Source organism: Rummeliibacillus stabekisii (assembly GCF_007988965.1).
Classification (GTDB): domain Bacteria; phylum Bacillota; class Bacilli; order Bacillales_A; family Planococcaceae; genus Rummeliibacillus; species Rummeliibacillus stabekisii.
This window is the reverse complement of record NZ_BJVD01000004.1, coordinates 87929-100082: the sequence shown is the minus strand read 5'-3', so window position 1 is coordinate 100082 and position 12154 is coordinate 87929. Positions and strand designations below refer to the sequence as shown.

Sequence of the window (12154 nt, the reverse complement as noted above, 5' to 3'; positions counted from 1 at the left end):
CATTATATTACACATTATGGTCAACAAAGGTCAAATGTTACGATTGTTTTTTTCCTCTATTGATATTTGTTTGTTTTATCTGTATAATAAAACAGTCGTTAAGTATATATGCCCTCGTAGTTTAACGGATAAAACATAAGATTCCGGTTCTTAGGCTGGGGGTTCGATTCCCTCCGAGGGCGTTATTGAAATCCTCTTAAGCGTTGCTGCCAACTTTGGCGGGCAGCGTTTTTTATTTCTCCACTTATGTCTATTGTAGCTAAAAAGGAAGAAACAAAAACAACGCACAAATCCAAGAAATGAGGATCTGTGCAATAAGGGAGAACTATACTATTTATACCCAATTCGGTATAAAAAAAATCACCTCTATTCAATTTTTGCGAATAGAGGCTTTTTTCAGTAGTTGATTGTGTTACTCTTCAACTTCAATAAGTTGGATTAGATTAGAAAGAGCTTGATCCTCATCATCTCCGCTTGCGCTTAAAATAACAGGTGTTCCGTGTGCTAGCGCCAAACTCATAATGCCCATTATACTTTTGGCATTTACTTTCTTATCGTCTTTTTGCAAGAAAATATCAGCTGCATGGCGGTTTGCTTCTTGAACAAATAAAGCGGCTTGCCTTGCTTGCAAACCTGATTTCAAATTTACTTTTGCCTGTTGTTCTACCATTCAATCATCCAATCCTTCCAGTAAGCTTATTTTATACTTTCGCTGTCTCGCCGCCTCTAAGTGAGTCTGCAATCGCATCAATCTTACGCAAACGATGATTGACACCTGATTTGCTGACTGTGCCTGTCGAGACCATTTCCCCTAGCTCTTTTAGTGTCACATCTTGATACTCTACTCGAAGCCTAGCAATCTCCTGAAGTTTTTCAGGCAATTGATCGATCCCGATTGCTTGATCAATAAAGCGTATGTTTTCCACTTGTCTAATAGCAGCGCCGATTGTTTTATTTAAATTGGCTGTTTCACAATTCACTAGACGATTCACGCTATTGCGCATGTCTCTAACAATCCGAACATCCTCAAATTTCAACATCGCTTGATGAGCTCCCACTAGACTTAGAAAATCGGAAATTTTCTCTGCTTCCTTCAAATATGTGACAAAGCCCTTTTTCCGTTCGATTGTCTTGGCATTCAGCTCGAAGACATTCATCAGTTCCATCAATGCATCACCGTGTTCTTTATAAAGAGAATACACCTCTAAATGATACGATGATGTCTCCGGATTATTAACAGAGCCCCCCGCTAAAAATGCGCCGCGCAAATAAGCTCTTTTTTCATCGGGTGTAGGAATGATTTTTTCTTCGATATCATGATGAAACAGAAAATTCCCTGTCACAATCTGCAGCTCTTCTAGCAATTCCTTTGCACCTTCGCGTACACGGCAAATGTAGACATTATTCTTTTTCAGCCTCATTTTTTTCCGCACCAAAAGCTCTATTCGATAGTTGTAAAATTTCTTGATGATTGTATACATCCTACGAGCAATAGCAGCATTTTCTGTTTGGACATCTAGGCTCAGTTGTCGATTGGCAAACGATAATGAACCGTTCATTCGAATGAGGGCAGAGAGCTCCGCTTTTAAACTGCTATCCTTTGCTTCCACTTGTGTAAGCTCTTTTTTCGTCTCAGAAGCAAATGACATAGCGATCCCTCCTTCCTTGTTATATTTTAGACGCTAATTCGCCGAAGATTGCTTTTTTTGTTGATAATTTGTTGCATATTCTACAATCCATGCTGCTACATTATTGGCATCATGCCGCACTACGCCATCATGAATGGATGCTATATCCTTTTTAATGACCTCTAGCCCCATTCCTTCAAGTCTTGGCACATCAAACCTGACAGGCTCCGCTAATTCTTTGCTGTATGCTTCTCGAATTGACAGTGGAAGCTCTTCTTTGTTAATCAAGATGGTATGAAGGAAGTTCGCACCCACATGATCGATTAGCGCTTGGACATGATCTGCGGCAGAATAATGAGAGGTTTCACCTGCTTGCGTCATCAGATTGCATATATAAATTTTATGGCCTTTTGCATTCAATACAGCTTCACGAATACCATTTACCAATAAATTAGGCAAGATGCTTGTATAAAGGCTACCAGGACCAATAATAATGATATCAGCACTCTCAATAGCGCTCACTGCTTCCTGCACCGGCAACACATCCGCCGGCGATAAAAATACACGCTGAATTCTTTGATTATACGAAGGGATTTTAGATTCCCCTTTGACAATCGTTCCATTTTCAAGCTCAGCCATAAGCGTGATTCTCTGATTGGCTGCAGGCAACACTTTGCCATGTACATTTAATACTCGGCTCATTTCGGCGATTGCATGCGAAAAATCACCCGTTATAGCAGTTAACGCTGTAAGCATCAAATTCCCTAGAGAATGGCCCCCTAGCTCTTCTTTTCCTTGAAAGCGATATTGGAACATTTCTTCTACCAGCGGTTCAACCTCTGATAACGCAGCGATTACTTGGCGAATGTCGCCGGGCGGTGGGATTTGAAAATCATCTCGGATTCTCCCTGAGCTACCGCCATCGTCTGCTACTGTTACGATTGCCGTTAAATCAATGGGACATTTTTTTAAGCCTCTAAGCAATGTAGATAATCCAGTGCCACCGCCGATAATAGCAACACGCGTAAGTGCTTTTTGCATAGCATTATTCCTTTCTCTTCGCTATATCGCGGTGGGTAATAACAGTTGGAGCCTGTTCGTCCAAAAGATGGCCAAAGTACTCTGCTAATGTAACCGAGCGATGTTGGCCGCCAGTACATCCAAACGCAATAACTAGCTGCGTTTTCCCTTCTTTTTGATAAAGCGGAATCATAAATTGGAACAAATCTGTTAGCTTTTGAATCAATGCTTTTGTATCGTCATATTTCAATACATATGAAGAAACATCTTCATCTAATCCAGTTTTTGGCCGAAGCCCTTCGATATAATAAGGATTTGGCAAAAAGCGTATATCAAACACGAGATCCGCATCAATTGGCATGCCATGTTTAAAGCCAAATGACATGACGTTCACTGTAAATTGACGTGAATTCACTTCTGAAAATTGGGCACGGATGCGTTCGCGAAGCTCTCTAGGCTTCATGCTCGTTGTATTATAAATATATTGCGCACGTTCTTTGACATCTGCCAAGAGATCCCTTTCACGTTGAATCCCCATCAATGGCAGTCCATTATCCGCTAAAGGATGGGTACGCCTTGTTTCTTTATAGCGTCTGACAAGCGACTCGTCATCCGCATCTAAAAACAGAATCTTTGTCGCAACTAAATCTTCTTTTTCAATCTGCTCTAGCGCTTCGTTCAATGCGGAGAAAAAATCACCGCCGCGTAAATCCATTACGGCTGCAATACGTGATATCTCCTTTTTGGATTCTTTCATTAGATTAAGGAATGTTGGCAATAAAGCAGGTGGCAAATTATCAATACAATAAAAACCCAGATCCTCAAAGCTTTGAATAGCCAAGGTTTTTCCTGCACCAGACATTCCTGTGATAATAATTAATTCGTTTACGGCGTTTTGATTAGACATGATCATCATTCCTTTCAGAGGACATTTGAATGCGCTCCTCCAGCAATTGGAAGTCTTCTGTATATGTAAACGTTCCATATTGAGTACCAGTCTGTTCAACAGCATAAAGCAAATTTGTACGGTCACCTTCTGCCATAGGCAATGTTTTTAATTCTTCAACGGGATGCCACTCAAGTATCCCTTCACGTGTTTCCTTATATGGGGCACCTTCTAAATCTTGAGCCACAAAGGTAAAGAGCATCCACTCATTCACGATCTCTTCATCTCGTTTAATGACCATTGTATATACACCTTTTAGATGGGGGTGAATGGCAGTAGCGCCTGTCTCTTCATAAAATTCTCTGCTCGCCGCTTCAAAAATCGACTCGCCGCCCTCTACTTTACCGCCCGGTGCTACATACCAGCCGCGTCGTGGCTTCTTTAATAATAGTACTTGATCGTCTTTCATCACTAATAAATTGGCGATTCTTTGCACACACGACACCTCGTTTCTCTTTGTCCATATAATTATATTATACAGGCTACTGCACCATGAGTACAAAGGAATTAACATCCGCTCAGTTTACCCCATCGGACAAAGCCTGTCTATAACTCTTCCTAGTAAAAATATCGAAAAAAAAGCTGACTCTTTCGCCTAAAAAAACGAAAAGAATCAGCCACAAGAAATATTAATCTTATAAGGGGTTATGCGAATATTATAGCCCTTTTATTTAACAGAGAGATGTCAACAATGTAGAGTTTATATTACAATTATTGAACCTCAAATTTTTCTTTTAATTCTTCTACATAATGTTGGACTGCTTGCGCAGCGATACTGCCATCGCCTGTCGCTGTTACGATTTGGCGCAATGATTTTTCTCTTACGTCACCTGCTGCATAAATGCCTTTAATAGAAGTTTCCATTAAGTCATTTGTTTCAATATAACCAGTTTTGTTTAAGATGCCTAAGTCTTCAAACGGTTTTGTTAAAGGCAGCATTCCGATATAAACGAATACACCATCAATTGGCATTTCTTGTTCTGTACCATCTACTGTAGATACAAGCGTTGCGCTGCCAACTTTTCCATCGTTTTCATGGATTTCTTTTACTGTATGGTTCCAAATGAAATCAATTTTTTCATTTGCAAATGCACGGTCTTGAATAATTTTTTGCGCGCGCAATTGATCACGGCGATGCACGATTGTCACTTTGTTCGCGAAACGTGTTAGATAGATTCCCTCTTCGACTGCAGAATCTCCGCCGCCAACTACAATCAAGTTTTTATTTTTAAAGAATGCTCCGTCACAAACAGCGCAATAGCTGACGCCACGGCCACCAAGCTCTTTCTCGCCAGGTACACCCATTTTTTTGTATTCAGCACCTGTAGAGATAATGATTGCACGTGTTTTGAATTCTTTAGAAGTTGTTTTGATTGTTTTATACTCTTCGCCATCAACGATTTCTGTTACGTCGCCGTAAGCATATTCTGCACCAAATTTTTTGGCGTGTTCAAACATTTTAGTCGATAATTCAGGTCCTAAAATGGAATCAAAACCAGGATAGTTTTCGACTTCCTCCGTATTCGCCATTTGTCCGCCTGGAATACCTCTTTCTAACATCAAAGTAGAAAGATTACCGCGTGATGTATAGACTGCTGCTGTCATTCCGGCAGGTCCTGCACCAATAATCACAACATCATAAATTTTTTCTTCTGACATGTTTGCTCCTCCTAGTTGGATCTATTTCATTAGTTCTAATCTTAGAGGATATCCTTTCATTATGACAAGATATCTGCTTGCAGCATGCCTCTATTGATCAAATAAAGGCAAATACTGAATAAGTTCATTCACATATTTCGTTAAAGTCTGTGAAGATATACCATAGTACTTAGCAATCTCTTTTTTTGTGATATCCTTCGTGCGCGACGATTTATACATATATTCAGTTGCCGCTGCAAGAGCTTTAGGATTTTTAAATAGATACTCTTTTTCCCATGCTCGTTCAAAAAGAACAAACCACATTTGGAATATAAATGTGTCGTGTAGCTTCAGTGGCTTGAATTCCTTATATAGAAGTTCTGCTACTTCAATAGCTTTCAAAAACACTTTTATACGTTCGCCGTCTCCTAAAAAGTCTTGATCTAGTGCATAAGCCAAAAATAATTTTTCGATAGTGGTGTATTCATCTACATTGATAATGCTAGGATGGCCGACGATTTCTTGCTGGTACGGCGATTTGCCAAGCAAAAATAAACCAAGCAGCCTCTCGCTACTATAGCCACTTTCTAATTTTTCAATAATGAAATTCCGATTGTTTTCAATAGCTTCTTCATCTTCCAGCGCATTATTGATCAGCCAAGGTTCAAACCCTTTCTTTTCTGGATCAATGGCAATCAGCTCATCCCATGTTTCTCTCGCTTCTTCTTCATGGCCAGTAAAATATGAGGCATGTGATAGCCAAAAGTAAAAGCCAGAGTCTCCTTGAAAGCCTTGCACTTTCATACTATGTAGCCAATGGTATGCTTCTTTATAACAGCCGATTAAAGCTAATGTCGCACCCAATTTATAGCGCTGTTCAAAGGAATATGGGCAAAGCTTCACAAGCAATGACTTTAATTCTTCGACCTCGCTATCATCTTTTTCATAATAGGCCATGACCGTTAGATTGCATAATGCAAACAAATTGCCATAATTCCCTTTCAACACTTGGTACAACAAGGCTCTTGCTTGTTCTGCATCACCTTTATAAAAGTAGGCAAGTGATAGATTGTTGTATGCAGGCCAGACATCTGGATGATCTGCAATAATTTCTTCTAATATGGTAATAGCTTCATCTAATTCGCCAGTTTCCATATACTTTCTGGCTTTTTCCTGCAAATAAGCAACCTCACGTTCCACTGGTTGAAGTGAAAAGCCGCTCTCTTCCATTGACGTAGCAAACTCAATAATATCAATGGCTTCTTCCGCATATTCACCCATTTCATCAAGGCGAAGATATTCTTCTGCATAATATTTGGCATCATCTGTAAAGCCAGCTTGCGCAGAAGCTTCTGCTAAAAAGAGGAGAATCTCGGGCTCATTGGGATCAATCTCATTTGCTTTTTTCAATAAATCTAAGGCATGGTCAAGCTGCCCCGCTTCCAATTCGAGAATAGCGTATTGCAATAAAATAAGAGAATCATCTGGGCTAAGCTCCACTGCCCTTTTTAAATATTTATGCGCTTTCCCTTCTTGATCTCGATTTAGTGCTTGTACAGCTTTTTTATAGTAAAATTCTCCGCTAGGAATAAAGGAAACAACATTTTTCCGCGTATTATGTTCACTTTTCATATCTTGAAATGATCCTCCGAAATAAAATAAGGAACGCTTTCATACGTTCCTTAAACATAGTATCCACCATTATATCATATAATTGTTCATTTCATACGTATAAAATCTTCCCTCATCTACTTAGCGAGAAGTTAATCGGAGCTCCAATCAGCGATACATTGTGTTGTCTCGTTGAGTGGAGCTCCCTCGCATCTCTACTTATTTAGTAGTATCTGGTCCATCAGAGGCTTTGTTTTCCTTTGGATAAATAATCCTCATTGGATTGCCACCTACAAATGCGCCTGCTGGCACATCTTTGTTTACAAGTGTCATAGCTGAGACAATCGCATCGTTGCCAATTTCAACTCCTGGAAGAATAGTCGTGTTGGCGCCAATCATAACACGATCCCCAATGATAACATCGCCTAAGCGATACTCATTAACTAAATACTCGTGAGCGAGGATGGTTGTATTAAAGCCAATAATGGTATCGCTGCCTACCTTTATCCGTTCAGGAAACATTGTGTCTGGTGTGACTTTCAATGCAAAAGAGGTTTTTTCTCCGACTTCCATTTTCAAGAAAGTCCGATACAACCAATTTTTCATAGAAAGGAAAGGGGTATAGCGAGCGATTTCAATCACGATAAAGCATTTGGCGACTTTCCAAAAAGAAACGGTTTTATAGATTTGCCAAAGAGAGGTAGACCCTGTAACAGGGTACCTCTCTGTTCTACGCATGCACAGACTCCTCTATTATAGCTAATAAGTCAGTGATGTGGTGTAGCATATAATCCGGATTGAAATTCATCAAGAATTCTTCTCCTTTTGCAGACCAGGCAACACCTGCCGTTTTGACACCTGCGTTTTTCCCACCTTCAATATCATGGGAGTTGTCTCCAATCATTATTACTTCATCTTTATTAAGGTTCATTTTGTTTAGGGCTAATAGGATTGGCTCGGGATCTGGCTTGGCATGTGTTACTTCATCTATGCTGACAATTACTTCAAACAAATGTTCAACCCCTAGCAAACGAAGACCCTTTAATAATGGATCTCTTCTTTTTGTTGAGACAATTGCTAGTCGAATTCCTTTCTCATAAAGCAATTCCAACGTTTCTTTTACACCATCAAATTCCTTTGCTAGCTCATCATGATGTTCTTCGTTCCAAACGCGGTATTTCAATATCCAATCTTCAGCCTTTTCAGCATCTATGGATGAAAATGACTCGATTAATGTCGGCCCGATAAAAGGAAGCATGTCGTCTCTTGTAAATTTCCCGGGAAATTCCGCATCTAACACATATAAAAATGTTTGGATTATCAGTTCATTCGTGTCTAGCAATGTTCCATCAAAGTCAAAAAGCAATCCTTTAAATTTTGTATCTGTCATTTTTTACATACCCCTTTTCCTGTCCAATAACTTCTCCTAATCCTTATAGCGCACGGGTTTTTTTATTGTTACCCTGCGGTAAATAATTAGGATGGCGCCCACGATTAAACCAATTAGCGATACAATTTGGGCCATTCTCAAATTACCGATCAACAAACTGTCTGTACGCATTCCTTCGATGAAGAAACGACCAAACGAATACCACATTATATATGTAAGGAATATTTCCCCACGCCGTAAGTTCACTTTACGAAGCAATAATAATAGAACCAATCCTACTAGATTCCATAACGATTCGTATAAAAATGTAGGATGATGATAGAAACCATTTACATTCATTTGTTCAATTAACCAATTTGGCAAATGCAAACTCTCTAAGAATGAACGGCTCACAACACCGCCATATGCCTCTTGGTTCATAAAGTTTCCCCAACGGCCAACGATTTGTCCGATAATAAGTGAAGGGGCCAAGATATCAGCTACCTTCCAGAAGCTAACGCCTCGTTTACGTGTGAAAATAATCGCCGTGATGAATGCACCGATTAATGCTCCATGGATGGCTATGCCTCCATGCCAAATTTGTATAATTTGATCTGGGTGTGAAGCATAATATGGCCATTCAAAAATGACATAGTAAATTCTCGCGCAAATTATAGAGATGGGCACTGCCCATATTAGTAAATCGGTTAGAAAATCTTCATTAAACCCTCTTTTGCGCATTTCGCGTTGTCCTACGATATAGGCTATTACAATACCTGTTGCAATAATGACTCCATACCATCTGACCGAAATAGGGCCGAGCTTAAGTGCCACAGGATCTATGGCTAATAAAATTGAATCAAACACATTTGTTGCTCCTTCCATTCCATCTGCTTTACTTTAATCCTGATTCATCTTTCTCTTCAATCACTCGATTTAATCTTTTAGAGAATTCTTCTGCTGCGTTAACGCCTAGCGTTTTCAAGCGGTGATTCATAGCAGCTACTTCAATAATATCAGATAAATTTCTTCCCGGCCTTACAGGGATTGTTAGCTTAGGTAATTCTGTATCAATAATTTTCAGTGTTTCGGTTTCAAGGCCTAGCCGATCGTAGGTTTTTTCAGAATCCCAAATTTCTAAATCGACAACGAGAGAAATACGTTTATGCTTGCGAACAGCGCTCGCCCCAAATAACGTCATAATATCGATAATACCTAGTCCACGAATTTCTAATAAATGATTGATTAAAGGAGGGGCACTTCCAATTAAGCTTTCTCCTTCTTGGCGAATTTCTACACAGTCATCCGCAACAAGACGATGCCCTTTTTTTATTAATTCCAGCGCTGTTTCACTTTTGCCCACACCACTTTTCCCTGTAAGCAGTACGCCAATGCCATAAATGTCGACCAGTACGCCATGCATAGCTGTAGAAGGCGCTAAACGACTTTCTAAATAATTGGTCAACTGGCTCGAAAAACGGGTTGTTGGCAGTTTTGTTGTTAACACTGGGACTTGATGTTTTTTAGAGGCTTCTACAAGAGCCTTTGGCACTTCCATATCATGTGAAACAATGATTGCGGGTGTCTCTTTTGAACAAAGCTTGTTCATTCGGTCAATTTGTATTTCCTCTGACAACAACTCATAGAAAGACAGCTCCGTTTTTCCTAATAGCTGTACGCGTTCTGCCGGATAATGCGTAAAATATCCCGCCATTTCTAGGCCTGGACGTGATATATCACTTGTTAAAATATGGCGGCCAATTCCTTCTTCACCGCTAATTAACGTCAGATGTAATGCTTCAATAATGTCCTTTGTACTCACTTGGTCTAATGCCATCTTTCTGACCACCTTTTCAAATCTCTATGCTATCAACATTCTAACATAAGTATATAGAAGAACATATCATGCAACTTTGCTTGGTTATGTATAGTATTTATTTAAACAACAAAAAAACTAGCTCCCTTAGATGAAAGCTAGTTTAAATCATTATTTTTTCTCAGATAGCCATTTTGCAACAGCATCTAGTTCATCGCCTTCTACTAGACCAGCTGGCATGTTGCCTTTACCGTTTTTCAAGACATCTTTAATTTGATCTTCAGATAGCTGTGAACCAATTTTTCTTAGGTCAGGACCGACTGCACCTTGTAATTCATTGCCGTGGCATGAAATACATTTTTGTTGTGTAACCGCTTCTGCATCAACTTTTGCTGTTGAGTTAGAAGTAGACTCGTCAGTCTTATTGTTGTCTGCGGTATTATCCGTCTTATTGTTTTCAGTTGTTGTAGTATCAGTAGCGGATTTGTCTTTATCGCTATCATTTCCGCCACCACAAGCACCTAGTACAAGCGCTGAACCGAACAACATTGCTAATAAAGCTTTTTTCATCATCATACCTCCTAGGGATTGGGATTAGTACGCTTACACAGTAAGTATACCAAAGACATTCACAAATTAAACATGGTGATATTATTTAATTGTGACGCTTTCATGCAATTAGAACTATAAAATAATAGCCCTTTATTTATACCCGTATTTTTTCTTTTTAAACAATAATAGTTCATTTTTTAGCAAATAGTATTAACCCACTTGGCAGAAGCTTTCGAAATAGAAACAATGGAATCATACGGGATCTCTAAATCGTCAGCTAATACACTGACTTGCTCTAAATGCATTCTCTCTATGGCGATGGCTAGCTGAAGAAACGGCTGCATATCCGTATCCCCACCGCAGATTGTCTCTGCTACTTCGTCCGTTAAAGGCATATGCTGAAGGATTGTATGGATAGGCCTTTGTAGTATGGCATCTATTAACGAAAACATACCTATCAAGAAATACTCAGACATATTCTTTTTTCTAGTATGTTTCGCTAATAACTCACATGTTTTAGCACGTACTAAAGAGGTTTTCATCAATTCATCAAATGTGCCACCTGTATTAAACTTTTGTGATTCACGATAAATTAAGATATACACCCATCTTTTCAGATCCTCTAGACCTAGGAGCAGTATCGCTTGTTTGATCGATCTGATTTTGGATTTTGTGCGTTTAGCGGAGGAATTGATTAACTGTAGAAGCTTGTACGATAATGCAATGTCATGTTCAATATTCTCGCTAATTTGGTTGATATCAGGCTCTTCCGCTCGTAATAATGCAATTACCTGATAATAATGCAATAAATTAGCAGGCACATCCTGTCCTTTAATAATTTGCGGTTGCATAAAGTAGTAGCCTTGAAACAGTTTGTATCCTTTTTTTAATGCTTTTTCATATTCTTCTCTTGTTTCAACCTTCTCTGCCAAAAGCGTGATATGTGGAAACTTTCGTTTGACCAGCATTTCAATTTTTTGCCGGTCCTCCTTTTTAGTATTCAAGAAGTCTACCTTAATGATATCTATATATGTAAATAATTCTTCGTAAGTCGCAGAGAAATCATGCAAAACAAAATCATCAAGCGCTATTCGGTAGCCCTTTACTTTTAATTCTTTTAAACGACGGATTAAAGACTTCGTTATAGGGATATCCTCCAGTATTTCGATAACAAACTGCACAGGATTTAAGTGGTCAAAAATATCGCTCATCAATAAATTTTCTGTAAAATTGATAAAACAAGGCTTTCCATTCGACAGGACATCCATCCCGATAGAGAAGAGCGAATTAACAATCACATCTACTGTTGCTAAATCAGCATCAATGGAAGGGAATCTATTACTCTCACTCCCGCTTCTATATAACAATTCATATGACTGAACTTGATCAAAGCCATTAAATATAGGCTGCCTACCAATAAAGACTTCCATTTTGACGCCCCTCCGCTTTACGCTACTTTTATCTCTTTTTAACTTGGTTTTGATCCCACCCATATGTAAATAAATTGATAAAATATTGGTGAGAATCCTTTGCCTTTAACGCCCGATTAGTCAACTAACACTCGGTAGAATTTC

At 39.1% G+C, this 12154-nt stretch carries 13 protein-coding genes and 1 tRNA gene; 1 reads left to right on the top strand and 13 read right to left on the bottom strand.

The genetic code is table 11. The annotated features are described in order from the left end of the window. Nucleotides 1-110: 110 nt before the first annotated feature. A tRNA-Arg gene (locus RST01_RS09610) sits at nucleotides 111-182 on the top strand. A 230-nt stretch (nucleotides 183-412) separates the two neighbouring features. On the opposite strand, the gene RST01_RS09605 is transcribed toward RST01_RS09610, so the two are convergent. The 13 genes from RST01_RS09605 to RST01_RS09545 all read right to left on the bottom strand — a co-directional run bounded on the left by RST01_RS09605 (nucleotide 413) and on the right by RST01_RS09545 (nucleotide 12010). Beyond that, nucleotides 413-670 (bottom strand): HPr family phosphocarrier protein, encoded by a 258-nt coding sequence (locus RST01_RS09605; protein WP_147196301.1) that lies wholly within the window; start codon nucleotides 668-670, stop codon nucleotides 413-415. A gap of 31 nt (nucleotides 671-701) precedes the next feature. Further along, on the bottom strand, nucleotides 702-1649 hold the full coding sequence (whiA, locus tag RST01_RS09600) for a DNA-binding protein WhiA (RefSeq protein WP_147196299.1): 948 nt from the start codon (nucleotides 1647-1649) through the stop codon (nucleotides 702-704). A gap of 33 nt (nucleotides 1650-1682) precedes the next feature. Beyond that, nucleotides 1683-2669 carry a gluconeogenesis morphogenetic factor MgfK gene (mgfK, locus tag RST01_RS09595; protein WP_147196297.1) on the bottom strand — a complete coding sequence of 329 codons (987 nt, stop codon included), beginning with the start codon at nucleotides 2667-2669 and terminating at the stop codon, nucleotides 1683-1685. A 4-nt stretch (nucleotides 2670-2673) separates the two neighbouring features. Further along, a complete protein-coding gene (gene rapZ, locus RST01_RS09590; protein WP_066789497.1) occupies nucleotides 2674-3561 on the bottom strand; it encodes an RNase adapter RapZ in 888 nt (295 codons plus the stop codon). Further along, nucleotides 3548-4030 carry an NUDIX hydrolase gene (locus RST01_RS09585; protein WP_147196295.1) on the bottom strand — a complete coding sequence of 161 codons (483 nt, stop codon included), beginning with the start codon at nucleotides 4028-4030 and terminating at the stop codon, nucleotides 3548-3550. The genes rapZ and RST01_RS09585 overlap by 14 nt, the downstream gene beginning before the upstream one ends. A gap of 275 nt (nucleotides 4031-4305) precedes the next feature. Beyond that, nucleotides 4306-5253, bottom strand: coding sequence for a thioredoxin-disulfide reductase (gene trxB / locus RST01_RS09580; protein WP_147196293.1), 948 nt, complete (start codon nucleotides 5251-5253; stop codon nucleotides 4306-4308). A 90-nt stretch (nucleotides 5254-5343) separates the two neighbouring features. Beyond that, nucleotides 5344-6864, bottom strand: a complete 1521-nt coding sequence (locus RST01_RS09575) for a tetratricopeptide repeat protein (protein WP_147196291.1) — start codon at nucleotides 6862-6864, stop codon at nucleotides 5344-5346. 198 nt (nucleotides 6865-7062) lie between these two features. Then, nucleotides 7063-7581, bottom strand: coding sequence for an acyltransferase (locus tag RST01_RS09570; RefSeq protein ID WP_147196290.1), 519 nt, complete (start codon nucleotides 7579-7581; stop codon nucleotides 7063-7065). Further along, a complete protein-coding gene (gene ppaX / locus RST01_RS09565) occupies nucleotides 7574-8233 on the bottom strand; it encodes a pyrophosphatase PpaX (RefSeq protein WP_147196288.1) in 660 nt (219 codons plus the stop codon). Before ppaX ends, RST01_RS09570 begins: the two co-directional genes overlap by 8 nt. Nucleotides 8234-8269: 36 nt before the next feature. Continuing rightward, a complete protein-coding gene (gene lgt / locus RST01_RS09560; protein ID WP_066789516.1) occupies nucleotides 8270-9079 on the bottom strand; it encodes a prolipoprotein diacylglyceryl transferase in 810 nt (269 codons plus the stop codon). Nucleotides 9080-9107: 28 nt separating this feature from the next. Further along, a complete protein-coding gene (gene hprK, locus RST01_RS09555; RefSeq protein ID WP_147196284.1) occupies nucleotides 9108-10049 on the bottom strand; it encodes an HPr(Ser) kinase/phosphatase in 942 nt (313 codons plus the stop codon). A 150-nt stretch (nucleotides 10050-10199) separates the two neighbouring features. After that, nucleotides 10200-10598 (bottom strand): cytochrome c551, encoded by a 399-nt coding sequence (cccB, locus tag RST01_RS09550; RefSeq protein WP_066789520.1) that lies wholly within the window; start codon nucleotides 10596-10598, stop codon nucleotides 10200-10202. 179 nt (nucleotides 10599-10777) lie between these two features. Next, nucleotides 10778-12010 carry an EAL and HDOD domain-containing protein gene (locus RST01_RS09545; protein WP_147196282.1) on the bottom strand — a complete coding sequence of 411 codons (1233 nt, stop codon included), beginning with the start codon at nucleotides 12008-12010 and terminating at the stop codon, nucleotides 10778-10780. Nucleotides 12011-12154: the final 144 nt, after the last annotated feature.

Coding starts and splice junctions, on each gene's coding strand:
- rapZ (WP_066789497.1), bottom strand. CDS start 3,561: ATGATCATGTCTAATCAAAACGCCGTAAACGAATTAATTATTATCACA.
- RST01_RS09605 (WP_147196301.1), bottom strand. CDS start 670: ATGGTAGAACAACAGGCAAAAGTAAATTTGAAATCAGGTTTGCAAGCA.
- mgfK (WP_147196297.1), bottom strand. CDS start 2,669: ATGCAAAAAGCACTTACGCGTGTTGCTATTATCGGCGGTGGCACTGGA.
- ppaX (WP_147196288.1), bottom strand. CDS start 8,233: ATGACAGATACAAAATTTAAAGGATTGCTTTTTGACTTTGATGGAACA.
- RST01_RS09545 (WP_147196282.1), bottom strand. CDS start 12,010: ATGGAAGTCTTTATTGGTAGGCAGCCTATATTTAATGGCTTTGATCAA.
- hprK (WP_147196284.1), bottom strand. CDS start 10,049: ATGGCATTAGACCAAGTGAGTACAAAGGACATTATTGAAGCATTACAT.
- whiA (WP_147196299.1), bottom strand. CDS start 1,649: ATGTCATTTGCTTCTGAGACGAAAAAAGAGCTTACACAAGTGGAAGCA.
- cccB (WP_066789520.1), bottom strand. CDS start 10,598: ATGAAAAAAGCTTTATTAGCAATGTTGTTCGGTTCAGCGCTTGTACTA.
- trxB (WP_147196293.1), bottom strand. CDS start 5,253: ATGTCAGAAGAAAAAATTTATGATGTTGTGATTATTGGTGCAGGACCT.
- RST01_RS09570 (WP_147196290.1), bottom strand. CDS start 7,581: ATGCGTAGAACAGAGAGGTACCCTGTTACAGGGTCTACCTCTCTTTGG.
- RST01_RS09575 (WP_147196291.1), bottom strand. CDS start 6,864: ATGAAAAGTGAACATAATACGCGGAAAAATGTTGTTTCCTTTATTCCT.